The sequence below is a fragment of the Streptomyces sp. NPDC020747 genome (genome assembly GCF_044334695.1).
Taxonomy (GTDB): Bacteria; Actinomycetota; Actinomycetes; order Streptomycetales; family Streptomycetaceae; genus Streptomyces.
In genome coordinates this window covers 25,391-46,684 of sequence record NZ_JBIRTJ010000026.1, presented here as the reverse complement: position 1 = coordinate 46,684, position 21,294 = coordinate 25,391, and the positions used below count along the sequence as shown (strand labels likewise).

Here is a 21,294-nt window from a genome sequence, read left to right as displayed (position 1 = left end):
CGAGATGCCCGCCCGCGGCGCACCATGAGCATCAACTGCCCCCGCGGCACCCGCGGTCCACGTAAGGAGCCCTCCTTGCACCTTCCCCGCCGCGCCACACCCCGGCGCTACCTGATGTGCCCACCCGCACACTTCGAGGTCACCTACTCCATCAACCCGTGGATGGACCCGGCCAAGCCGGTCGACGTCCCGCTCGCCGTCGCCCAGTGGGAAGACCTCCGCGACCGCTACCGCGCCCTCGGCCACACCGTCGAGGAACTCACCCCCCGCCGCGGCCTGCCCGACATGGTGTTCGCGGCTAACGGCGCGACCGTGGTCGACGGCCGGGTCCTGGGCGCCCGCTTCGCCTTCCGCGAGCGGGAGCAGGAGGCCGAGGCCCACGTGGACTGGTTCCGCGCGAACGGCTTCGACCGCGTCCACGAACCGGTCCACATCAACGAGGGCGAGGGCGACTTCGCCGTCACCGCCTCGTACGTGCTCGCCGGACGCGGTTTCCGGGCCAGCCCGCTGTCGCACGGCGAGGCGCAGGAGTTCTTCGGGCGACCGGTGATCGGGCTCGATCTGATGGACCCCCGCTACTACCACCTGGACACCGCCCTCGCCGTGCTCGACGACGCGACGGACCAGGTCATGTACCACCCGCCGGCCTTCTCCCCCGGCAGCCGCGAGGTGCTGCGCCGGCTCTTCCCGGACGCGCTCCTCGCGGGCGACGACGACGCTGCGGCGCTCGGCCTGAACGCCGTCTCCGACGGTCTGCACGTGCTGCTTCCGCAGTCCGCGACCGGCCTCTTCGACCCGCTCCGGGAACGGGGGTACGAGCCGATCGGCATGGACCTCAGCGAACTCCTCAAGGGCGGCGGCAGCGTGAAGTGCTGCACGCAGGAGCTACGCGCCTGAGCTCTCGCCCTGCACCGGAGGCGGGAGCGGGGACGGCGACCGGGACTGGGGCGGCCAGGCGTCGCCCCAGTCCGCGTCGCGGGCCGCCTTGTAGAGGAGGCCGTGGCGCTTCGTCACGGTCGAGCGGCGCAGCTGCTCCTCGGTCCCGCACAGGTCGAGGAGCACCTGCCCCTTACGGATCTGCGGCCGCCGTACGACCCGGGAGGGGGCCGGGGTCACCGGGAAGCGGGTGGCGGCGACATAGCTGAACTTCTCGTCCTCGTACGCCAGTGAGCCGCCCTTGACCTGCCGGTGCAGCGAGGAACGGCTGACCCGGGCCGAGAAGTGGCACCAGTCCTCGCCGGGGACGATCGGGCAGGCGGCGCTGTGCGGGCAGGGGGCGGCGATGTGGAAGCCGGCGCGGACGAGGCGGTCGCGGGCCTCGATGACGCGGGCGTAGCCGTCGGGTGTGCCGGGTTCGATGATCACGACGGCCTGGGCGGCGGTCGCGGCGGCGTCCACGACCTCGGTGCGGGCCTGCTCGGTGAGCTCGCCGAGGACGTACGACACCGTGACGAGATCAGTGCTCTCGATAGTGAGCGCCGCTCCGATACGAGAGCGGTGCCACTCGGCGGACTTCAACAGCGGGTTCCGCGAGGCGAGTTCACGGCCGAGGACGAGTGCGGGTTCGGCCCAGTCGAGCACGGTCACCGGCCGCTCCTCGGGCCAGGTGGCGCTGACGGCCCAGGTCGCCGCGCCCGTCCCGCCGCCCACGTCCACATGACGGCCCGGCGCCCACTCGGGCACGACGTCCGCGAAGGCGTCCAGCGCGGCGCGTACGGCCTCGAAGGTCGCGGGCATCCGGTACGCGGCGTACGCGGCCACGTCCGCGCGGTCGCGCAGGATCGGGGCGTCGGTCGGGGTGGTCCCCCGGTAGTTCACGATCAGCCGCTCGACGGCCCGCGCGGCCGCTTTCGTCGGCAGCCCGTCGAGCAGCCCCGCCAGGGCCACGCGCAGGGTCTCGGCTGGGGAAACGGGGGCGGTCACGGGGGAATTCTACGAGGGGTGCGGGTGTGGGCCGGGTGAGCGGTGCTCTCCGACGAGAGCACCGCTCACCCGCTGCGCGACACCGGCAACCGGAAGCGCCGCTCACGCACCAGAGCACTGCTCACAAACCGGTACAGCGCCGACAGCCGAGAGCACCGCTCTCAGACCAGAGCACCGCTCGCGGAGCGCACGCACCGCTCACGCCCCCCGCACCGCCCGTGCCAGTCGGGTCGCCGCTGCCGCCCGGGGGCCGCTGTCCGGAGACCGGCGGCGCGGATGGACCGTGTTCGCGAGGAGCACCAGGAACGTGTCCGTGGACGGGTCCAGCACAAGCGACGTACCCGTGAAGCCCGTGTGGCCCGCCGCGCCGTGGCCGGCCAGCTCGCCCATGAACCAGGGCTGGTCGAGGGCGAAGCCGAGGCCGGGCGGGGCGAGGAGGAGTTCGACGTAGTCGGGGCCGAGGATGCGGGCGGTGCCGTACGAGCCGCCCGCCAGCAGCGTGCGGCAGAAGACCGCCAGGTCGCCCGCCGTCGAGAAGAGGCCCGCGTGGCCCGCGATTCCGCCGAGCGCCCAGGCGTTCTCGTCGTGGACCTCGCCCCGCAGCATCCCCCGGTCCGCCTTGGCCCACGGCAGCCGCTGGTCCTCGGTGGCGGCCGCGCCCGGGCGGGGTCCGAACCCGGTGGCCGTCATCCCGAGCGGGCGGGTGATGCCGTCCCGGACGAGGACGTTCAGCCGGCGCCGGGTGATGCGTTCGAGGACGTGCTGGAGGAGCAGCATGTTGAGGTCCGAGTAGGCGTACGCGCCGCCGGGCGCGGTCAGCGGCTCCTCGGCGCGCAGCAGGGCGAGCCGCGCCCGGTCGTCCCGGCAGTCGTACAGCGGGAGTTCGGGCCGCAGCCCGGAGGTGTGGGTGAGCAGGTGCCGCACGGTGATGCCGTACTCGGCGGCCGCGGTGAAGTCGGGAAGGTACGCCCCGACCCGCGCGTCGATGCCGAGCGTGCCGCGCTCCAGCTGCTGCACGGCGGCCACGCTCGTGAAGAGCTTCGTGAGGGAGGCCAGGTCGAAGGCGGTGTCCGCGGTCATCGGGACATGGGCCTCGCGGGGCAGCTCGACGCCCGCGCCGGTGACCTCGTCGTACGCGGAGTACCGCACCGCCCAGCCCGCCGCCTCCTCGACGGCGATCACGGGCCCGCGTCCGGCGACCAGTACGGCGCCCGGGGCCCAGGGCCGGTCCCCGTCGGTGAGCCGCCGGAACTCCCGTACGAGACGGTCGAGTTCGTCGGGGTCGAGCCCGGCACGCTCCGGTGTGCCGGGGCGCAGTCTCGGTGCGCTCAGCTCTCCTCCCCCACTCTCGGCCGGGCTAGGGCGGGGGAGCCCCCGCCCTTCGCGTCCGCCTGTCTCCGCCAGGGACGGCACAGTCCCACGAAGCAGCCGACGGCGACCAGTGAACACGCCAACTGGACGACGGCCATCGGGACGGCGGTGTGCTCCCCGGCGATGCCCACGAGGGGTGTGGCGAGCGCGCCGACGAGGAAGGAGGAGGTGCCGAGCAGCGCGGACGCGGAGCCCGCGGCGTGCCGGGTGCGCATGAGGGCGAGTGCGTTGGTGTTGGGCATGCACAGTGTCATCGCGGACATGAGGACGAAGAGGCCGACGGCGATCGGGACCAGGCCCACCTCGCCGAAGACCCCGCTCGCCATCAGCAGCAGCGCGGCCGAGGCGGTGGTGATGATCGCGAGGCCGACGGAGAGGACCTTGTCGAGGCTGACCCGGCCGACGAGGATCTTGCCGTTGATCTGGCCGACGGCCACGAGGCCGATGGAGTTGACGCCGAAGAGGATGCTGTACGTCTGCGGGGAGGCGCCGTAGATCTCCTGGATCACGAACGGCGAGGCGGAGATGTACGCGAAGAGCGCCGCGAAGGCGAAGCCGCCGGTGAGCATGTAGCCGGTGAAGACGCGGTCGGCGAGCAGGCCGCGCATGGTGCGCAGCGCTTCGACGGTGCCGCCGCTGTGCCGGCGCTCGGGCGGGAGCGTCTCGGGCAGCATCCGCCAGACCACGACGGTCAGCGCGACGCCGACGACGGTGAGGATGTAGAAGACGCCCCGCCAGTCGGTGATCCGCAGCACCTGGCCGCCGATGAGCGGGGCGATGATCGGCGCGACCCCGGAGATCAGCATGAGCGTGGAGAAGAAGCGGGCCATGTCGAGGCCGTCGTAGAGGTCGCGTACGACGGCCCGTGCGATCACGATCCCGGCGGCGCCCGCGAGGCCCTGCAGCAGCCGGAAGGCGACGAGGAGTTCGATGGTGGGCGCGAACGCGCACACGGCGGTGGCGACGACGTAGACGAGCAGTCCGGCGATCAGCGGCCGTCTGCGCCCCCATTTGTCGCTCATCGGGCCGACGACCAGTTGCCCGAGGGCCATGCCGGCGAGGCAGGCGGTGAGGGTCAGCTGCACGGTGGCGGCGGACGCGTGGAGCGCGTCGGTGACCTCCGGGAGCGCCGGGAGGTACATGTCCATGGACAGCGGCGGTACGGCGGTGAGGCCGCCGAGGATGAGGGTGACCAGGAGTCCCACGGAACGGCGGGCGGCCGGTGGCGGTACCGGCGCCGCCGCGGCGGCGGTCGCGGTCTCCTCGGTGATCGCGTCGGTGACCGACTCGTCGACGGCCTCGGTGACGGCCGCGCCCGGTATGTACCCCTCCGTGCCGTCCTGGTCCCGCGTGGTGCGGCCACGCTCGGACATGTGCCCCTCCCTGTTTGCGGAATACGCCACCTATGCTCTCAGCTCGTACAGGTGGTCGAGACCATCGCGTTCGAGTCGTCGGCGATGTTCGGGGCGTCGACCGCGTTCGGGTTCGGGTCGTCGGCCATCGGGTGATCGTGCTCATGGAGCGAGGGGTTGGGATGGCGGGAGAACGTGTGCGGTGGGGCGTGCTGGCGACCGGTGGGATCGCCGGGGCGTTCACGGCGGAGCTGATCGATCTGCCGGACGCCGAGGTGGTCGCGGTGGCGTCGCGCACCGAGGAGTCGGCGAAGGCGTTCGCGGAGCGGTTCGGGATCCCCCGGGCGTACGGCGACTGGGAGAGTCTGGCGGCGGACGAGGACGTGGATGTCGTGTACGTCGCGACTCCGCACTCGGCGCACCGGGCGGCGGCCGGGCTCTGTCTGGACGCGGGCCGGAACGTGCTGTGCGAGAAGGCGTTCACGCTGAACGCGCGCGAGGCCAAGGAGCTGGTCGACCTCGCGAAGGAGCGCGGGAGCTTCCTGATGGAGGCCATGTGGATGTACTGCAACCCGCTGATCCGGCGCCTGAAGGCGCTGGTCGACGAGGGCGCGATCGGTGAGGTCCGCACGGTGCAGGCCGACTTCGGTCTGTCCGGGCCCTTCCCTCCCACCCACCGGCTGCGGGATCCGGCGCAGGGCGGTGGCGCACTGCTCGACCTGGGCGTCTATCCGGTGTCGTTCGCGCAGCTGCTGCTCGGTGAGCCCTCGGAGGTGATGGCGAGAGCGGTGCTCTCCGACGAGAGCGTCGATCTCCAGACAGGAATGGTGCTCTCCTGGGAGAGCGGTGCTCTCGCTTCGTTGCACTGCTCTCTGGTGGGCGGCACGGGGACCTCCGCCTCGGTCACCGGATCCGAGGGCCGCATCGACATCCCGTCCGGCTTCTTCTACGCCGACCGCTTCGTACTGCACCGCGACGGCCGCGACCCGCAGGAGTTCACCGCGAGCGCGGCCGACGGAACCCACGCCGGCCTCAAACACGAGGCCATCGAGGTCATGCGCTGCCTCAACGCCGGCGAGACCGAGTCCCCCCTGGTCCCACTGGACGGCACGCTGGCAGTCATGCGAACGCTCGACGCGGTACGGAACCGCGTCGGCGTCACATATCCGGGCGAGGTCGCGCCCCTCTAGGGGCGCGGGGAACTGCGCGACCAGCCACGACCGACCCGCGCCGACGACCCACCCGCAGTCCCCCACCCCTCCCGCCGAAGGCGCTACGCCGGCTTGAGCCCCTGATCCCCCACCTCGGTGACAAATGACGCGGCGGTCGTGATCGCGGCCCCGGGCGTGGTCACGGCGGCCACCGTCTTGAAGTCCACCCGGGCCAGTTCCCGTCCGAGGCGGATCGTCGAATACCCCCGATGCCCGTTGTAGTGCTTCATGTGCGGGTTGGCGGCAAGGTAACCCGCCCAGTTGGCGGGCCGGGCGGCCCCGTTCTGACCACTGCTGATCGACGTGGCGACGATCTCGGTGCCCAGCGTCCGCGACCCCGGGTCGGCGAAGTCCTTCTTGATGTCGAAGGCGTACGACACATGGACGTCGCCGGTGAGCACCATCAGGTTCTCCACACCCGCGGCTTCGGCGCCCGCGAGGAGCCGCCGACGCGAGGCGGGGTAGCCGTCCCATGCGTCCATGCTGAGGGTGGTGTTGCCGGCCGTGGCGTGGTTGCGGCGGGCGAAGACGACCTGCTGCGGCACGACGTTCCACAGCGCGTCCGACCGCTTCCAGCCGTCGATGAGCCACCGCTCCTGGGCGAGCCCCGGCAGGGTCTGCGACTCGGCGTCCGACTCGGGCGTGGGCGTCTTCCAGCCGTCGCCGTTCGCCTGGTCGGTGCGGTACTGCCGGGTGTCGAGGATGTCGAACTGCGCGAGGCGGCCCCAGTTCAGACGGCGGTAGAGCTTCATGTCGGCGCCCTCGGGCCGCTGCGGGTGGCGCAGCGGCAGGTTCTCCCAGTACGAGCGGTACGCGGCGGCGCGGCGCAGCAGGAACTCCTCCGGCGGTACGTCGTTCTCGGGGATGTCGTCCGCGTAGTTGTTCTCGGTCTCGTGGTCGTCCCAGGTGACGACGAAGGGGTGCGCGGCGTGCACGGCGTGCACGTCGGGGTCGGTCTTGTAGAGGGAGTACCGCAGCCGGTAGTCCTCCAGCGTGATCGTCTCCCGGTTGAAGACGTCGGGCAGCACGCGGTCGGTGTAATTGCGCACGCCGCCCGCGGAGTTGACCGCGTACTCGTACAGGTAGTCGCCGACATGGAAGACCACGTCCACGTCGTCCTCGGCGAGATGGCCGAGCGGGGTGAAGTACCCGTCGTGGTACGCCTGGCAGGAGACCACGCCCAGTGTCAGTTGGGAGACGCGCGAGCGGGACGAGGGCGCGGTGCGCGTACGGCCGGTCTCGCTGACCCAACTGCCCACCCGGAAGCGGTAGTAGAAGACGCGGTCGGAGTCGAGGTGGCCGACCTCGACGTGTATGGAGTGGTGGAACTCGGGGTGGGCGACGGCCGCACCGCGTCTGACGATGTGTCTGAAGCGCTCGTCGCGGGCCAACTCCCAGCGTACGGTGACGCGTTGCGACGGCAGACCGGAGTCGGCCTGGAACGGGGTGGGCGCGAGCCGGGTCCACAGCAGCACGGAGGTGGGCTGCGGGTCACCGGAGGCGACACCGAGCGTGAACGGGTCGTCGGTGATCTTCGCCGCGTCGAGTTCGGCGGCGCCCGCCACGCCCGCGGTCGGCAGGTTGGTGGCGAAGGCGAGCGCGGCGGCCGCGCCGGTGACGGTGAGGAACCGTCGGCGTCCGAGGTGACGGGCGGCGGCGCGGAGTTCGGGGGCGTGCTGCGACAGTTGCTGGTGGCCTGCGGGTGTCATCTGGCCTTCCCCTGACTGTTGTTGTACTAGGTATTGGAGTGGTCAGATTCGACGCCTGACTGTCACGTACACAACAGTCAGATGTCGGACAGATGAGGTCCGTATGGCGGAAGATCGCCTGTCCTCACGTACGCTGCTGGGCCATGAACGCCATGGGAACGAAGATCGCGATCGTGACGGGAGCGGGCTCGGGGATCGGCCGGGCCGTGGCCGTGGAGCTGCTGCGCACCGGCTGGTCGGTGGCGCTGGCGGGCCGCCGCGCGGAGCGCCTGGAGGAGACGGCGGCGCTCGCGGAGACGGCACGCGCGGGTCAGCCGGCCGCGAAAGACGGCACGTCCTTGTGTGTGCGCACCGATGTCTCGCGCCCCGACGAGGTGGCCGCGCTGTTCGCCGCCGTGCGGGACCGCTTCGGGCGGCTCGACCTCCTCTTCAACAACGCGGGCACCTTCGGCCCCGGCGGTGTGCCGTTCGAGGAACTGCCGTACGAGGCCTGGCGGCACGTGGTCGGCACCAACCTCGACGGGGCGTTCCTGTGCGCGCAGGCGGCGTACCGGCAGCTGAAGGAGCAGGATCCGCAGGGCGGCCGGATCATCAACAACGGCTCGATCTCGGCGCATACGCCCCGCCCGCACTCGGCCGCGTACACGGCGACCAAACACGCGCTGACCGGTCTCACGAAGTCGCTGTCGCTGGACGGGCGGCCGTACCGGATCGCCTGCGGGCAGATCGACATCGGCAACGCGGCGACGGACATGACCGAGCGGATGCAGACGGGGGCGCTGCAGGCGAACGGGGAGGTGGCGCCCGAGCCGGTGATGGACGTGGCGGACGTGGCTCGTACGGTGCGCCACATGGCGGAGTTGCCGCTTGAGGCGAACGTGCAGTTCGCGACGGTTCTCGCCACCGCGATGCCGTATGTGGGGCGGGGGTAGGCTCCGCCGGCCGTAGGGGAGGTGCGGGTCGGCCGTGGGTGGTCGCGCAGTGCCCCGCGCCCCTTCGGGGCTCGGGGCAACCTACACAAACGGAGGGCTCCACTCCGGACCATACCTGCCGGTTACAGGCCTATGATCGACACTCCTCCACCAGAACTTCACATTTGGAGCACACGAACTTCCATGCCACACCTCTGGGGGGAGGCGGCAGCCGTTCCGGCGGCTCGGGTGGGGGGATTCCGCGTGGGACCGCGGGATCGTGACCCGGGCCGCTGGACGGCTGCCCAACTGATCCGGCAGGAGCCCGCGCGTCCGCCGCTCAGCGGCCCAGGGCGTCGTCGATCGCGGTCAACTGCCGTGCGGTGAGCGGGCCTTGGCCGGGTGCGCCCGCGTTCTCCTCCACCTGTGCGACCGAGCGGAAGCCGGGGAGTCCAGGGCGCGGCGGATCACCCGTACGGACTCGTCGACCTTGCCCCAGCCCAGGGGCTGTCCGTCGGGTCTCGCCCACTCGCCGCCGATGGCCCAGCAGCGGAACCCGAGGGCGCCCACCTCGATTCCGCTGCGCCCCAGGGTCCTGCGTCCGTCGTCGCTCCGCGTGCTTCCGCTGCTCTCCACGCCCATGGACGCCAGGAGTTGGAGCGCACGCGAGAGCAGGACCGCGGGGGCCAGACCGCGGGGGCAAGACCGCGACGGCGCAAGCGCGGACGGTCGTTACGCCTGGCCGGTCTCGAGCGGAATCGCGGCGGTCGTTACGCCTGGCCGGTCTCGAAGCGGGAGACCTTGCCGCCGTCGTCGACGGTGAAGCTCCACCGCGTCCGCATCTCGCCCCAGGCGTCGTTGCTGTAGCGGGCGAGGAGGGCGAGGCCGCCGTCCGACTCGTTGTCGACCTCCATATGGCCGTGGGAGTCGAAGATCTCCCGCTCGGTCCACTCGTCGAGGTCACGGTCCGAGCCGTCGTCGGACATGGTCGCACCGGGCGCGAGGACGGCCCGGAAGGCGTCCCGGTCATGGGCGTTCACGGCACTGACGAAGCCGCGGACGGCCGGGTTGCTCAGCTTGGCCACCTGAATCGTCATGGACGTCACACTCACACCGCCCGGCCGCCCCCGCCACCCGAACGGCGGCGCGGGCCGGGACCCGGGCCGCCGTTCGGTGCGACGGTGGGCAGGCGGCGTACGGGACAAAAGGGCCGTTCGCGTGAGAACTGCCCGCCTGAGACACCGCCTGGGACACCGGCCGGGACATCCGAGGAGTGACGAGAACCGTGGCCTCTTTCGACCGACGCGACCTGGGACTGCTGCTGCTCCGCCTCGGCACGGGCGGGGTGCTCGCGGCGCACGGGACGCAGAAGCTCTTCGGCTGGTTCGGCGGGGGCGGGCTCTCCGGGACCGGTCAGTTCATGGAGTCCGTGGGGTACGCGCCCGGCAGGGCGAGCGCTGCAGCGGCGGGCCTGGCGGAGGCGGGCGGCGGCACGCTCCTCGCGCTGGGCCTCGCGACCCCGGCGGCCGGCGCCGCCGCGGCCGGGGCGATGGCGGGCGCGTCGGCGGTGGGTGCCCCGAACGGCTTCTTCAACCAGAGCGGCGGCTTCGAACACGCCGCGTCCCTGGGTCTCGCGGCGGCGGGCCTCGCCGTCACGGGCCCCGGCCGGCTCTCCCTGGACCACGCCCTCGGCCACGCGGTCGACCGGGGCTGGATGGTGCCGGTCGCCCTCGCGGGTACGGCGGCCGCGACGCTGGCCGTGGTGGGCCTCCGCAACAAGCGGCTACGGAGCGAAAAGGAGGGCGAGCAGGGGGAGTTGTTCGACGAGGACAGCATGTCGTACAGCGCGTAGGGCCGTTGGGGGGCTTGAGGTCTCGTGACAGGCTGATCGTCATGAGCGACGACGATCTCTGGGAGTCCATCGACCGCCTCCAGGACTGGCTGGTGAGCACCCAGCCGGCCCGCCCGCCCCAAGAGACCCTGTTCCTGCGGATGTTGAAGCTCTCGGAGGAGGTGGGCGAGGTCGCCGAGGCGGTGATCGGCGCCACCGGGCAGAACCCGCGCAAGGGCGTGTCCCACACGTGGGACGACGTCCAGGCCGAACTGTGCGACGTGATCATCACGGCCGCGGTGGCCCTGCGGACACTGTCGCCGGAGGCTCGCGACGTGTTCGCCACTCACCTGGCGCGCGTGACGGACCGCTCGCTGGAGCCGTGACGCTCCGAGCGGGAACTGCCGTACGTCGTGCGGTCATTGGGGAGCGTCGGTCTCAGGACGAGTCTCCGTAGCGGGCGGCGATCGCGGCGGCGCGGTCGTGCAGGGAGGCGCGCAACGACTGCGGGGCAAGGGCTTCCGCGTCCGTGCCGAGCTGCCACATCGCCCATTCGGCGTGCCGGGAATCCTGGAAGGTCACCTCCAGCCGCAGCAGGCCGTCCGTGTCGGGTTCTTCCGCGCGGACGGCCAGGGCGGTGTCCAGCAGGTCCTCCCGTCGCGCGGGGTTCACCTGTACCAGCACGTTGATGTGGTCGCTGCCGGAGAGAAACCGCGCGGAGCGTTCCCGCCAGATCCGGTCCAGGTCGACCCGGTTCGGCCGCTGTGCCGGTTCGGGGAGTTCCTCGGCGGCCAGCACCCGCGACAGCCGGTAGGTGCGGTCCGCGCCGGATCTCGTGGCCAGCAGGTAGGCCCGGTCGCGTGCGGTGACCAGGCCGATCGGGTCCACCGTGCGCCACTGCGGTGCCTGGCCCGTGGCCGCGTAGTGGATGCGCAGCTTGTTTCCGGCGAGCACCGCGCGCCGGACCTCGACCATGGTGGTGCCGGGCACCTCCTCGGTGACCAGCCGGCGTGCGAGCAGGTCGGTCTCCGGGTCGACGAGAAACCGCCGGGCCGCGTCGCTCGCGGTGGCCCGGTGGCTCTCGGGCAGCGCGTCGACCACCTTCCGCATGGCGGAGGCGAGCGCCGAGCCGAGGCCGAACGCCTGCTCGCCGCGCCCCGATCCGGCGGTCAGCAGGGCGAGGGCCTCGTCGTGGTTCAGCCCGGTGAGCTCGGTCCGGAAACCGGGCAGCAGCGCGAACCCGCCGTGCCTGCCGCGCTCGGCGTAGACCGGGACGCCGGCCGCGGACAGCGCCTCGATGTCGCGCAGCACGGTGCGGGTGGACACCTCCAGCTCGCGGGCCAGCGTGTCCGCGGTCAGCCGACCGCGCTGACGCAGCAGCAACACCAGTGAGACCAGCCGGTCGGCGCGCATACGAGAACGCTATCGAATACATGACTGAGGGTGTCGTGATTTGTTGCGAGGCTCGTCACCACGACGTCGAGGACACGACGTCGACAGCACGATGTCGACAGCACGACGTGGAAGCCTCCGGCCACCGAGCCGACGGCCGTACGTACGGCCGTACGTACGTACTCCCCTTGAATCGAATGGAGCTGACGTGGCAGTGGAACGAACGGCGGTCAACCCGGTGACGTGGTCGGCGGAACTGGGCTTCAACCAGGGTGAGGTCGTCTCCGGGCACACCCGGACCCTGTACATCTCGGGGCAGACCGCGATGAGCGGCGACGGCAAGCCCCAGCACGACGGCGACATGGGGGCGCAGTTGGCGCTGAGCATCGACAACGTGGAGGCCGTGCTCGGCGAGGCCGGCATGTCCCTCGCGAACCTCGTCAGGCTCAACGTCTGCACGACCGACGTCGATCTGCTCTTCCAGCACTACGGCGTGCTGGCGGCGCGGCTGGGCGCCGCCGGGGTGGCGCCGACCACCACGATGCTCGGCGTGACCCGGCTGGCGATCCCCGGCCAGCTGGTCGAACTCGAAGGGACCGCCGTCGCGTAACGCGACCCCGCCGGCTACGCGGACGTACGCGTGAAGCCGAGCGTCGCCGTGACGGTGGTCAGGCCGCGGATCATGCCCAGCTGGTTCCAGCCCATGCCGAACTGCTCACGGTCCACGGTGAACTCCGCGGTGAGCGTGACCGCGGAGGCGGTCGCGCCGGTCACGCGGGCGGTGATGGTCTGGGGGCGGCTGATGCCACGGGCGGTCAGCTGACCGGATATCTCGGCCGTGTCGTCCTGACGGACCGTGGCGTTACGGACGGCGAAGACGAGGGACGGGTGCTGCGCGGCGTCGAAGAAGTCGCCGCCGCGCAGGTGCTCGTCGCGCTTGCGGTTCCTGGTGTCGAGGGACGCGGCGTCCAGGGTGATCGTGCCGCGGGCGGTGCCGTCGGGCTGGACCTCTCCCTCGCCGGTGACGCCGGCGAAGACGCCCTTCACGGTGACCATGCCCCACATCGTCCTGTGCTTGATGGCGACGGTGGTGCGGGCGGGGTCGAGCTGCCACAGGCCGGTTTCCACGGCGACGGTCATGGGATTTCTCCTGACGGTTTCGGACGGTCGACTCAGTAGTCCACATCAGTAATCCAAATTTGGATGACCACACGCTAGCCGATTATCCAAAATTGGATAACGGGTAGACTGTGGCACTATGGCCGACTCCTCCACCCCCGCCGACCAGCCCGAACGCCAGCCGACGAGCTGCGACGGGCTGCCGGCGGGCGACACGGGGCTTCCGACGGACGACGCCGGGCTGCTGCCGGCCGAGCTGCGGTCCTGGATGCGGCTACTGGCCGCGGCCGGGGCGATCGAGCAGTCGCTGCGTTCACGGGTCAAGGACGCCATGGGGATCTCGCACGACGAGTTCCTGGTGCTGTGTCTGCTGGCCGACCAGCCCGGCGCCGGCCTGCGGATGACCCGGATCGCGGAGTTGCTGGGGCGCCCGAAGACGCGGCTGACCTATCAGGTCGCCTGCTTGCAGCACGCGGGGCTGATCAGCAAGAACTCGGCGTGCGGCGACCGGCGCGGCATCGAGGTGACGCTCACGGACAAGGCACGCCGTCTGCTGAGCGAGTCCTCGCGCCCTCTCGCCGACGCCGTCTCCGAGGCCATCGCGCGGACGGCCTGCGCCCAGCGGTACGCGGAACTGCACGACCTGCTGCCGGTGCCGCCGGCCGCGGCGGCCGAGGGGCACACCGCCGAGAAGCCGGAGTAGCGGCCCGCCGAAGGGCCACGAACCCGCGAAGGGCCGCGGTCGAGAGGGCGCCCCCTCGACCACAGCCGGCCGCCATGCGGACCAAGCGCCGCCCCGAGGGACGCGGTCGTTCATCCCCGCGGGTCGCGGAAGAGCCGCAGCGGGACCGCCTCGGCCAGCGTCCGGTAGCCCTCCGGGTTCAGGTGCAGCCAGTCCCCGTCGTGCAGGGTGGACAGCAGCCGGCGTGGGTCCCGCGGGTCGCGGACGGCACGGTCGAGGTCGACGACCGCGTCGAACGTCCCGCTCGTACGGATCCAGGAGTTGACCGCCTGCCGGGCCGACTCGCGGTGCCCGGTGGGGTCGTCGTACATGGCGTTGCCGCCGAACGGCGTCAGCGTGGCCCCGTACACCCGGATGCCCTGCGCATGCGCGCGGACCACGATCTGCTCGTACGCGACGATCAGTTCGGCGGTGACACTCCGCTGGGCGGCCGGGGTGGCCGCGGCGGTGCCGATGTCGTTGACCCCCTCGAAGACGACCAGCCAGGAGACGCCGCTGCGGGACAGGACGTCGCGGTCGAGGCGGGCGAGGACGTTGGGGCCGAGGCCGTCGTTGAGGACGCGGTTGCCGCCGGCGGCCTGGTTGAGGACCGCGACGTCCTCGGTCGCGGCACCGGCGTGCAGCCGGTCCAGGAACCGGTCGGGCCAGCGGTTGTTCCCGTTGGTGGTGGAACCCCTGCCGTCGGTCAGGGAGTCGCCCAGCACGGCGACCGCCGCCGTGCCGCGCCCGGAGAGCACCTCGACGTCGCTGAGGAGATACCAGTGGTTGACGGGGGTCGCCTCCGGGAGGTCCAAGTCCCTTGTGCGGTCGGCCTTCTGGAGGTACGAGGTGGTGCGCGATCCCGGGTGCGAGGTGAGCGCGAGAGAGGGCTGGCCCTCGGCAAGGTAGGCGGTCACGGTCAGGTTGGAGCCCGGCCGGAGGCCGAACTCCAGGGCGTCCGAGACGACTTGGGCCCCGGCGGGCACGGTGGCCGAGCCGCGCCCGCCGAAGGTCACCCGCCGCAGGGTGCCGGGCTCGATCGCGGCGACGCCGGCCCGTCCGTCGAGCGGGAGTGCCACGGTCACCGCCGTGAGCGGCAGCGCGGTGTCGCCGAAGGCGTTGGAGAACCGCAGCCGCACGCGCCCGCCGCCGGTCGAGACACGAACGGTCTGCCGCAGGGTCGTGTCGGCCAGGACGGCACGGTCCTCGGTGAACGGCGGGGGCGGCATATTGCCCGGCTCCGTGAGCTGCGGCATCGCGGTCCAGGTGTTGACCCAGTGCCGGGCGGCGGACGACACCGCCGGACGGCCGGCGTCCCCTTCCGCGGCCGGGGCCCCCTTGACGAGAGCCACCAGTGCGGACGAGGTCACGACGAGGGCGAGGACGAGGACGAAAGGAGTGAGCAGACGGGCGATCAGACGGGCGAACGGGACTCTTCTCGGCGTGGACGGCTTCGCGGGCACGGTGAACTCCTCCGGAGCGGCGGACGGGGTTCCTGGTGGCCGAAGAGGCACCTCCGGCCACCAGGATGTGACGGAACGTCACGACCAACTACTGACGATCCGTCAACTCACTGCGCACACCGTTCCGTTGAGGGCAAACGCGGTCGGCGCCGTGCTGTTGCCGCCGTGGTTCGCCTGATAGCCGATGCCGACGCTCGCGTTCGGCGCGATCGTGCCGTTGTACGTGGCGTTGGTGGCGGTCACCGCCCCGCTCTCCGGGGCGTACGTGGCGCCCCAGCCGTTGGTGATGGTCTGCCCGGAGGGCAGGGTGAAGGCCAGCTTCCAGCCCTCGATGCGAGTGGTGCCGGTGTTGGTGATCGTCACGGAGCCGGTCAGGCCCGTACTCCACGCGTTGGTCGTGACGGTCACCTTGCAGGCGCCGGGCTGGGGCCCGGGCCCGGGGCCCGAGCTGTCCAGGCCGAAGAACGTGAGCACCCGGGCCGCCATGCCGTACGCGTACAGGTTGTGACCCACACCCTGGAGGCTGATGGCCTCGACGGGAGCCCGGTCACCGGTGGAGCCGTACCGGGTGCGGGTCCAGCCGGACTGGGGCGAGTCCGTGGCGGCCGGGGTCTGGCCGACACCCAGCACATCGGTCCACTGCTTGATCTCCTCCCCGAAGTTGGGGTAGCGCAGGACGTCGTCCTCGGTGCCGTGCCACACCTGCATCCGCGGCCGGGGGCCGGTGTAGCCCGGGTAGGCGGTACGGACGAGGTCGCCCCACTCCTGCGGGGTGTGGAGCACGGTGCCGCCGGAGCACGCGCTGTTCCACTCGGAGCCGTCGGTGGTGGCGAAGCAGCCGAACGGCACGCCCGAGAACGCGGCGCCGGCCGCGAACACGTCGGGGTAGTCGCCCAGCAGGACGTTCGTCATCATCGCGCCCGAGGAGATACCGGTGGCGAAGATTCGACCGGTGTCCGCGGAGTAGGTGCGTGTCACCCAGTCGACCATCGACTTGATGCCGACGGGGTCGCTGCCGCCGCCCCGCCTCAGCGCCTGCGGCGAGGAGACGTCGAAGCACTTGCTGGCGCGGGTGACGGACGGGTAGACGACGATGAACCCGTAGCGGTCGGCGAGCGAGGCGTACTCGGTTCCGGAGTACATCGCCGGGCCGGATCCCGTGCAGTAGTGGACGGCCACCACGATCGCGGGGTTCGCGGTGACGCTGTCCGGTACATAGAGGTACATCTGCAGGTTGCTGGGGTTGGTGCCGAAGCCGGTGACCTCGGTGAGTGCGGCGGTGGGAGCGGCGGCGGGTGCCGCCGCGGGTGCCGCGGCCGGTATCGCGGCGGGATCGGCCGCGCGGGCCGCCGTCCCGGACGTGGTCGGCTCCGTGCGGGCCGAGGCCCCGGGTGCGCCGAGAAGCAGGGTCGCGAGCAGGGACACGAGCGCTCCGAAGAGCACTGCGAGCCCCGAACGCGACGGTCTCCTCACGGTGTTGCTGCTGCCAGTGGCGGACATGTCCGTCCCTTCCGGATCGCGGCTCGTGGGGAGGACGCGATGGAGTGGTGGCGTGCTGGAGCGGCACCATGCGGCGGGGCCGGCCGCATGGCATGGTCATGACTTTCGTGGAAGCGCTCCCACAGGGTGGAGACCGAAACCGGCCACTACGAACACCCGGACCGTTGCGCAATTCCCGGCGGCAGGCATAAGTTACCCGTAGGTAACCTCATGAGGGAGTCACCATGCCCGTGCTCGACCGCCAGGACGACGTCTTCGTACTCGACCTCGGGGACGGTGAGAACCGCTTCCACCCCGACTGGATCGCTTCCGTCGGCTCCGCGCTGGACGAGGTGGAGAAGGCGGAGGGACCGCGCGCCCTGGTGACCGCCGCGACCGGCAAGTTCTACTCCAGCGGCCTCGACCTGGACTGGCTCTTCGCGCACGCCGACCAGCAACAGGAGTACGTCACCGGCGTCCAGGAGCTGTTCGCGCGGATGCTGTCCCTGCCCGTGATCACGGTGGCCGCCCTCCAGGGGCACACCTTCGCGGCCGGCGCGATGTTCTCGCTGGCCCACGACTTCCGCGTGATGCGCGCCGACCGCGGTTTCTGGTGTCTGCCCGAGGCCGACATCAACATCCCCTTCACACCGGGCATGTCCGCACTGATCCAGTCCCGGCTGACCCCGCAGACCGCGCACGAGGCCATGACCACGGCCCGCCGCTACGGGGGCGGCGACGCCCTCGCCGCCGCCCTCGTCGACCGCGCGGTGGCCGAGGACGCCGTACGCGCCACCGCCGTGGATCTCGCCCGGGCCCAGGTGGCCAAGGCCGGCCCGACCCTCGGCACCATCAAGTCCCGTATGTACGAGCCCGTCCTGAAGACCCTGCGGAACAGGGACAACCCCCTCGGCTGACCCCCGGGACGCGGGAGCCCCCTCGACCGGGCCTCAGGACTCGGGACTCGGGACTCGGGAACACCTTCGGCCGGGCCTAGGGACTCGGGAATCCCTTCGGCCGGGCCTCAGACGGCGGCCCAGCCGTTGTCGACCGGCAGGATGACGCCGTTGATGTTGCTGGCGGCGTCCGAGGCGAGGAAGACGATGGCCGCCGCCTGCTCGTCGGCGCCCGCCGGGCGGCCGGCATTGCCCATGTAACCCATGATCACGGACGGACCGTGGGCATCCATGTCCGCCTGGAGCTGGATGCCCGTCACCGTGCCGCCCGGGGCGATGGCATTGGTCCGTACGCCCTTGTCCCGGTACATCACGGCGAGCGACTTGGTCAGGCCTGCGATGCCGTGCTTCGAGACGGTGTACGCGGTGCCCGCCCCGCTGCCGCGCAGGGACGCCTCGGAGGCGGTGAACACGATCGCGCCCTTGCCGTTCGCCAGGAGGTGGGGCAGCGCGGCGCGGCTGAGCAGGAACGGCGCGGTGAGGTTGATCCGCAGGACGCGCTCCCACTCGTCGTCGTCCGTCTCCCCCGCGGCGGACATCCTGTCCATGATTCCGGCGTTGTTGACGAGTACGTCGATGCCGCCGAAGGTGTCCACGGCGGTGGCGACGACCTCGTCGACGATCTGCTGCTCGCTCAGGTCCCCGACCACGGTGACCGCGGTGCCGCCCGCCGCGACGATCTCCTCGGCGGCCCCCTTGGCGCCGTCGGCGTTGATGTCGGCGAGGACGACACGGGCGCCCTCCGCGGCGAAGCGCAGGGCGGCGGCGCGGCCGATGCCGGAGCCGGCCCCGGTGACGACGACCGACTTGCCCGACAGACCTGTGGTGGTGCTCATGACTGGTTCTCCCTAGGGGTGTTCTCGGGCCCGGCGATCGTGGCCCGGCGTACGTGCGCGGCGATCAGGGCGTACACGCCCCTGGCCGTTTCGGCGTCCCGCTGGTCGTAGCCGTGGTCGACTCCGGGGACGTCGTAGTGGTCGAGCAGCGCACCGGCCTCGCGCAGCCGCTCGGCGTACCGGACGCCCTCCGCGCGCAGGAGGTCGTGCTCCGCGGTGACGACGAAGGCCGGGGCGATGCCCGTGAGATCCGCGGTGTCCGACGGATGGGCGGGCGAGACCAGGCGGTCGGTGCGCCGCCGCGGGTCCGGCACGTACGCGGAGTCGAAGACGTCCGCCATCCAGGGGCGCAGCACCGGCTTGGCGATGGCGGCCCGCTTGTCGCGGGCGTGGGTCGCCAGGTCGAGGGGCGGATAGTGGAGGACTTGGAGCGCGATGGCCGGGGCGCCGTCGTTCGTGTTCACGGCGTCGCCTCCCGCCCGCCGGCCCTGGCGGGCCTCCAGTGCCTGGCGGGCCACCGCCGCCGCGAGGCCGCCGCCCGCGCTCTGGCCACCCACCGTGAGCCGGTCGCCGTCCCAGCCGTGCTCCGCGCCGTGCGCGGCGACCCAGCGGACGATCTCGTACGCCTGATGGGGCGGGGCGGGAAACGGGTGCTGGGGAGCGACGACGTAGTCAACGTTGACCACCGCGACGCCCGCTTCCGCGGCGAGGAAACGGCACAGGGGGTCGTCCAGTTCGATCGGCGGCAGGACATAGCCGCCGCCGTGGAAGTTGACGTGCACGGGTGGGGCCGGGATCGAGCCGGAGGCGGTGTCGGTGACCGTGGCGGTACCGGGCAGGTACACGACCGCGCGGGCCGGGCCGGCCGAGGTCGGGACGGTCAGCTCACGGGTGTTCCTCGGGTACTCCGGATAGCGGCTGAGCAGGGGAGACGCGATGCGCCGGCCCGCCAGAGCGGTGAGGCGCTGCAGCGCCCTGGCGGCCAGGGAGGCCATCGCCGGCCGGGCGAGAAGGGACATGGCGGCTCCGTTCGGTGGACCCCGCCACTATCCAGCATATGTCGGTTAACCGACAAGTGGCGGAAAGGATACGCTCGCACAATGCCCGCGCGTCCCATGGATCCCCGCACCCGACGTTCCCGCTCCGCCCTGGAGACCGCCCTGCGCGAACTCATCGCCGAGCGGGACCTCAGCCAGATCTCGGTCTCGGACATCACCAAACACGCGGGCGTCAACCGGTCGACGTTCTACGAGCACTACACCGACGTGCACGACCTGGCCGCCGCCGCGTGCACGACGGTCTTCGACGAACTGGTGGCGGCCAGCCCCGCGGCGGTCCCACCGGCCACCCCCGACGGCGGCCCCCCGGACAACCCCCTGCCGGACCTCTTCGCGCACGTCGCCGAACACGCTCCCCTCTACCGGGCCCTGCTCGGCGACGACGGCAGCGCGCGGGTCATCAACCACCTGCTCCAGCGCATGACGGTGACCGCGCACTTCAGGCGGAGCCCGGGCCAGGACACCGGCCCGTACGAGACCGAGGGCGCCGAGGACCGGGCGGACGCCGTCGGCACCCCGCACGACCCGGCGGCCGCGTTCGTGGCCGGCGCCGTACTCGGCAGCGTCGTCGACTGGCTGCGCCACGACTGCCCCGGCACCCCGGAGGAGATGGGCGCCGCCCTCTGGCCGCTGCTCATCGGCATCGCGGCGGCGGCCGGCTGGCAGACCGAGCGACCGGGATCCCCGGCGGCCGGCTAGCCATGCGCCGAGGGTGCGTGTTCCTCGGGAGCCGTGGTCCGAGTTCCCCGGGGCGAGGGCGGAGTGGTACCCCGGTACCACTCCCCCCGCCGTCTTCGCATCTCCGGTACCGCAGGCGGCCGGGATTCCCTACCTGGCGTGAGGCACGGGTCGCGCAGTCCCTCCTCTCCGTCTCGACGACGACTCCGCTGGGAGTACTCCGTGGCCGAACCGCGCCCCGACGTCGTACTGATGGATGTCCGCATGCCGGGCATGGGCGGCGTCGAGGCCACCCGCCGCATCGTGGAGTCGGGCGCCCGTTCGCGCGTCCTGGTCCTCACGACCTTCGACCTTGACGAGTGTGCGTACGCGTACGCGGCCCTGCGTGCCGGAGCCGGCGGCTTCCTCCTGAAGGACGTCCTCCCCGACGAACTGACGGCGGGCATCCGGGCGGTGGCCTCCGGAGACACGGTGATCACCCCGGGCCTGATCCGCCACTTCAACAGATTCAGGATTGCCATCAGCGCATAGCCCAACTGGACCGCGCCGGTGATGAACAGGGCCAGTCGCAGCCCGGTCGTGCCTAATTCAACGCCGATTCCCGATTCACGGTCGTCGGATCCGTAGCCGTAGTCGTTCACGGGGGCGCACGAACAACCGTCACATCACGGAGTGGCTGGCGCGCGCCTGCGGACGTCGATCAGTCTGCGGTGGCAGCGGCCGCCTGTCGCTCCTGCGCGCCCATGAGCTCCCGCTCGTACACACGCAGGGTGTCGATGAAGGTCTGCCGTTCGGCCGGGCTCAGTGGTTCGAGTGCGACCCGCCAGGCGTTCACGCCGTTCTCCAGCCAGCTGCGCACCGCGTCCCGGTACGGCTCGGCGATGCTGACGATCTTGCGGCGCCGGTCGGCCTCGTCCTCCTTGCGGTCCACCACGCCGTACCGGTTCAGCTCCCCGACGAGCAGGCTGACCGTGGCCGGGGCCAACTCCAGCCGGGTGGCCAGCTCGCTGACGGCGAGCGGCCCGTCGAAGTACAGGTAGGCCAGCAGGGACAGGTGGCGCGGAGCGAGGTTGTACTCCTCCAACTGCCGAGGCACCGGCGTGCGTTTGGTGCGTGCGACGACACGCGGCATGAGGAGCAGGAGCGTCCGGACCCCGTTGTCGACGCTCAGCCCTGACTCCTGCCGACCATCGCTTGACATGACACAGCCCCCGCAATAGCTTTGCTTTGAAAGCAAAATAGATTTGCCTTGCTCGCCTACTGCTCCCGAGCCTACCGGAAGGG

The 21,294-nt window shown here is 71.6% G+C and carries 21 protein-coding genes and 2 pseudogenes; 10 read left to right on the top strand and 13 right to left on the bottom strand.

Annotated features, from left to right (window positions below; translation table 11 throughout):
- Positions 1-24 precede the first annotated feature (24 nt).
- Complete coding sequence (gene ddaH / locus ACH4YP_RS44490) at positions 25-897, top strand: dimethylargininase (protein WP_398497062.1); 873 nt, start codon at positions 25-27, stop codon at positions 895-897.
- Here the strand turns inward: ddaH and ACH4YP_RS44485 are convergent.
- From ACH4YP_RS44485 to ACH4YP_RS44475, 3 genes are all read right to left on the bottom strand, one after another.
- Complete coding sequence (locus ACH4YP_RS44485) at positions 886-1,923, bottom strand: small ribosomal subunit Rsm22 family protein (protein WP_398497060.1); 1,038 nt, start codon at positions 1,921-1,923, stop codon at positions 886-888. The two genes, ddaH and ACH4YP_RS44485, sit on opposite strands and share 12 nt — an antisense overlap.
- Positions 1,924-2,121: 198 nt before the next feature.
- The gene (locus ACH4YP_RS44480) at positions 2,122-3,327 is read right to left on the bottom strand and encodes a serine hydrolase domain-containing protein (RefSeq protein WP_398497106.1); all 1,206 of its coding nucleotides are present in this window, start codon (positions 3,325-3,327) and stop codon (positions 2,122-2,124) included.
- Entirely contained in the window at positions 3,252-4,667 is a 1,416-nt protein-coding gene (locus tag ACH4YP_RS44475; RefSeq protein WP_361058789.1) for a Bcr/CflA family multidrug efflux MFS transporter, read from the bottom strand. The genes ACH4YP_RS44480 and ACH4YP_RS44475 overlap by 76 nt, the downstream gene beginning before the upstream one ends.
- A gap of 161 nt (positions 4,668-4,828) precedes the next feature.
- On the opposite strand from ACH4YP_RS44475, the gene ACH4YP_RS44470 reads away from it, so the two are divergent.
- The gene (locus ACH4YP_RS44470) at positions 4,829-5,836 is read left to right on the top strand and encodes a Gfo/Idh/MocA family protein (protein WP_398497058.1); all 1,008 of its coding nucleotides are present in this window, start codon (positions 4,829-4,831) and stop codon (positions 5,834-5,836) included.
- An 83-nt stretch (positions 5,837-5,919) separates the two neighbouring features.
- Here the strand turns inward: ACH4YP_RS44470 and ACH4YP_RS44465 are convergent, their stop codons facing one another.
- A complete protein-coding gene (locus ACH4YP_RS44465; RefSeq protein WP_398497057.1) occupies positions 5,920-7,566 on the bottom strand; it encodes an alkaline phosphatase D family protein in 1,647 nt (548 codons plus the stop codon).
- Between the two features lie 143 nt (positions 7,567-7,709).
- On the opposite strand from ACH4YP_RS44465, the gene ACH4YP_RS44460 reads away from it, so the two are divergent.
- On the top strand, positions 7,710-8,498 hold the full coding sequence (locus ACH4YP_RS44460) for an SDR family oxidoreductase (protein WP_398497055.1): 789 nt from the start codon (positions 7,710-7,712) through the stop codon (positions 8,496-8,498).
- Between the two features lie 429 nt (positions 8,499-8,927).
- Here the strand turns inward: ACH4YP_RS44460 and ACH4YP_RS44455 are convergent.
- Positions 8,928-9,119 (bottom strand): annotated as a pseudogene (locus ACH4YP_RS44455) (aldo/keto reductase); the annotation flags it as partial.
- Positions 9,120-9,247: 128 nt separating this feature from the next.
- Positions 9,248-9,574, bottom strand: coding sequence for a nuclear transport factor 2 family protein (locus tag ACH4YP_RS44450; protein ID WP_361058781.1), 327 nt, complete (start codon positions 9,572-9,574; stop codon positions 9,248-9,250).
- Positions 9,575-9,762: 188 nt separating this feature from the next.
- Here ACH4YP_RS44450 and ACH4YP_RS44445 point away from each other — a divergent pair, with 188 nt between their 5' ends.
- Positions 9,763-10,329, top strand: coding sequence for a DoxX family membrane protein (locus ACH4YP_RS44445; protein WP_361058779.1), 567 nt, complete (start codon positions 9,763-9,765; stop codon positions 10,327-10,329).
- 41 nt (positions 10,330-10,370) lie between these two features.
- The gene (locus ACH4YP_RS44440; protein WP_398497053.1) at positions 10,371-10,694 is read left to right on the top strand and encodes a MazG-like family protein; all 324 of its coding nucleotides are present in this window, start codon (positions 10,371-10,373) and stop codon (positions 10,692-10,694) included.
- Positions 10,695-10,746: 52 nt separating this feature from the next.
- On the opposite strand, the gene ACH4YP_RS44435 is transcribed toward ACH4YP_RS44440, so the two are convergent.
- Positions 10,747-11,721, bottom strand: a complete 975-nt coding sequence (locus ACH4YP_RS44435) for a helix-turn-helix transcriptional regulator (protein ID WP_398497051.1) — start codon at positions 11,719-11,721, stop codon at positions 10,747-10,749.
- Between the two features lie 193 nt (positions 11,722-11,914).
- Here ACH4YP_RS44435 and ACH4YP_RS44430 point away from each other — a divergent pair, with 193 nt between their 5' ends.
- Positions 11,915-12,310 carry a RidA family protein gene (locus tag ACH4YP_RS44430; RefSeq protein ID WP_361058821.1) on the top strand — a complete coding sequence of 132 codons (396 nt, stop codon included), beginning with the start codon at positions 11,915-11,917 and terminating at the stop codon, positions 12,308-12,310.
- A gap of 14 nt (positions 12,311-12,324) precedes the next feature.
- Here ACH4YP_RS44430 and ACH4YP_RS44425 read toward each other — a convergent pair whose 3' ends face one another.
- The gene (locus ACH4YP_RS44425; RefSeq protein WP_398497049.1) at positions 12,325-12,840 is read right to left on the bottom strand and encodes a YceI family protein; all 516 of its coding nucleotides are present in this window, start codon (positions 12,838-12,840) and stop codon (positions 12,325-12,327) included.
- A gap of 118 nt (positions 12,841-12,958) precedes the next feature.
- Here ACH4YP_RS44425 and ACH4YP_RS44420 point away from each other — a divergent pair, with 118 nt between their 5' ends.
- A complete protein-coding gene (locus ACH4YP_RS44420; RefSeq protein ID WP_398497047.1) occupies positions 12,959-13,522 on the top strand; it encodes a MarR family winged helix-turn-helix transcriptional regulator in 564 nt (187 codons plus the stop codon).
- 110 nt (positions 13,523-13,632) lie between these two features.
- On the opposite strand, the gene ACH4YP_RS44415 is transcribed toward ACH4YP_RS44420, so the two are convergent.
- Positions 13,633-14,946 (bottom strand): SGNH/GDSL hydrolase family protein, encoded by a 1,314-nt coding sequence (locus tag ACH4YP_RS44415; protein ID WP_398497104.1) that lies wholly within the window; start codon positions 14,944-14,946, stop codon positions 13,633-13,635.
- Between the two features lie 159 nt (positions 14,947-15,105).
- Positions 15,106-16,503: a PHB depolymerase family esterase gene (locus ACH4YP_RS44410; protein ID WP_398497046.1), complete on the bottom strand. Its 1,398-nt coding sequence runs from the start codon at positions 16,501-16,503 to the stop codon at positions 15,106-15,108.
- A gap of 224 nt (positions 16,504-16,727) precedes the next feature.
- On the opposite strand from ACH4YP_RS44410, the gene ACH4YP_RS44405 reads away from it, so the two are divergent.
- The gene (locus tag ACH4YP_RS44405) at positions 16,728-17,399 is read left to right on the top strand and encodes an enoyl-CoA hydratase-related protein (protein WP_398497045.1); all 672 of its coding nucleotides are present in this window, start codon (positions 16,728-16,730) and stop codon (positions 17,397-17,399) included.
- Between the two features lie 107 nt (positions 17,400-17,506).
- Here the strand turns inward: ACH4YP_RS44405 and ACH4YP_RS44400 are convergent, their stop codons facing one another.
- Both ACH4YP_RS44400 and ACH4YP_RS44395 read right to left on the bottom strand, forming a co-directional pair.
- Complete coding sequence (locus ACH4YP_RS44400; RefSeq protein ID WP_361058765.1) at positions 17,507-18,274, bottom strand: SDR family NAD(P)-dependent oxidoreductase; 768 nt, start codon at positions 18,272-18,274, stop codon at positions 17,507-17,509.
- Positions 18,271-19,293, bottom strand: coding sequence for an alpha/beta hydrolase fold domain-containing protein (locus tag ACH4YP_RS44395; protein ID WP_398497043.1), 1,023 nt, complete (start codon positions 19,291-19,293; stop codon positions 18,271-18,273). Before ACH4YP_RS44395 ends, ACH4YP_RS44400 begins: the two co-directional genes overlap by 4 nt.
- A gap of 81 nt (positions 19,294-19,374) precedes the next feature.
- On the opposite strand from ACH4YP_RS44395, the gene ACH4YP_RS44390 reads away from it, so the two are divergent.
- Both ACH4YP_RS44390 and ACH4YP_RS44385 read left to right on the top strand, forming a co-directional pair.
- Positions 19,375-20,031 carry a TetR/AcrR family transcriptional regulator gene (locus tag ACH4YP_RS44390; RefSeq protein ID WP_398497041.1) on the top strand — a complete coding sequence of 219 codons (657 nt, stop codon included), beginning with the start codon at positions 19,375-19,377 and terminating at the stop codon, positions 20,029-20,031.
- Positions 20,032-20,094: 63 nt separating this feature from the next.
- A pseudogene (locus ACH4YP_RS44385) lies at positions 20,095-20,505 on the top strand (response regulator transcription factor); the annotation flags it as partial.
- A 205-nt stretch (positions 20,506-20,710) separates the two neighbouring features.
- Here the strand turns inward: ACH4YP_RS44385 and ACH4YP_RS44380 are convergent.
- Positions 20,711-21,211, bottom strand: a complete 501-nt coding sequence (locus ACH4YP_RS44380) for a MarR family winged helix-turn-helix transcriptional regulator (protein WP_398497039.1) — start codon at positions 21,209-21,211, stop codon at positions 20,711-20,713.
- Between the last annotated feature and the right edge of the window lie 83 nt (positions 21,212-21,294).

What these genes read in the sequence shown, in the direction of transcription:
- ACH4YP_RS44465 (WP_398497057.1), bottom strand. Translation starts at nt 7,566, where the DNA reads ATGACACCCGCAGGCCACCAGCAACTGTCGCAGCACGCCCCCGAACTC.
- ACH4YP_RS44400 (WP_361058765.1), bottom strand. Translation starts at nt 18,274, where the DNA reads ATGAGCACCACCACAGGTCTGTCGGGCAAGTCGGTCGTCGTCACCGGG.
- ACH4YP_RS44410 (WP_398497046.1), bottom strand. Translation starts at nt 16,503, where the DNA reads ATGTCCGCCACTGGCAGCAGCAACACCGTGAGGAGACCGTCGCGTTCG.
- ACH4YP_RS44425 (WP_398497049.1), bottom strand. Translation starts at nt 12,840, where the DNA reads ATGACCGTCGCCGTGGAAACCGGCCTGTGGCAGCTCGACCCCGCCCGC.
- ACH4YP_RS44475 (WP_361058789.1), bottom strand. Translation starts at nt 4,667, where the DNA reads ATGTCCGAGCGTGGCCGCACCACGCGGGACCAGGACGGCACGGAGGGG.
- ddaH (WP_398497062.1), top strand. Translation starts at nt 25, where the DNA reads ATGAGCATCAACTGCCCCCGCGGCACCCGCGGTCCACGTAAGGAGCCC.
- ACH4YP_RS44420 (WP_398497047.1), top strand. Translation starts at nt 12,959, where the DNA reads ATGGCCGACTCCTCCACCCCCGCCGACCAGCCCGAACGCCAGCCGACG.
- ACH4YP_RS44440 (WP_398497053.1), top strand. Translation starts at nt 10,371, where the DNA reads ATGAGCGACGACGATCTCTGGGAGTCCATCGACCGCCTCCAGGACTGG.
- ACH4YP_RS44450 (WP_361058781.1), bottom strand. Translation starts at nt 9,574, where the DNA reads ATGACGATTCAGGTGGCCAAGCTGAGCAACCCGGCCGTCCGCGGCTTC.
- ACH4YP_RS44470 (WP_398497058.1), top strand. Translation starts at nt 4,829, where the DNA reads ATGGCGGGAGAACGTGTGCGGTGGGGCGTGCTGGCGACCGGTGGGATC.
- ACH4YP_RS44435 (WP_398497051.1), bottom strand. Translation starts at nt 11,721, where the DNA reads ATGCGCGCCGACCGGCTGGTCTCACTGGTGTTGCTGCTGCGTCAGCGC.
- ACH4YP_RS44460 (WP_398497055.1), top strand. Translation starts at nt 7,710, where the DNA reads ATGAACGCCATGGGAACGAAGATCGCGATCGTGACGGGAGCGGGCTCG.
- ACH4YP_RS44380 (WP_398497039.1), bottom strand. Translation starts at nt 21,211, where the DNA reads ATGTCAAGCGATGGTCGGCAGGAGTCAGGGCTGAGCGTCGACAACGGG.
- ACH4YP_RS44395 (WP_398497043.1), bottom strand. Translation starts at nt 19,293, where the DNA reads ATGTCCCTTCTCGCCCGGCCGGCGATGGCCTCCCTGGCCGCCAGGGCG.
- ACH4YP_RS44390 (WP_398497041.1), top strand. Translation starts at nt 19,375, where the DNA reads ATGCCCGCGCGTCCCATGGATCCCCGCACCCGACGTTCCCGCTCCGCC.
- ACH4YP_RS44405 (WP_398497045.1), top strand. Translation starts at nt 16,728, where the DNA reads ATGCCCGTGCTCGACCGCCAGGACGACGTCTTCGTACTCGACCTCGGG.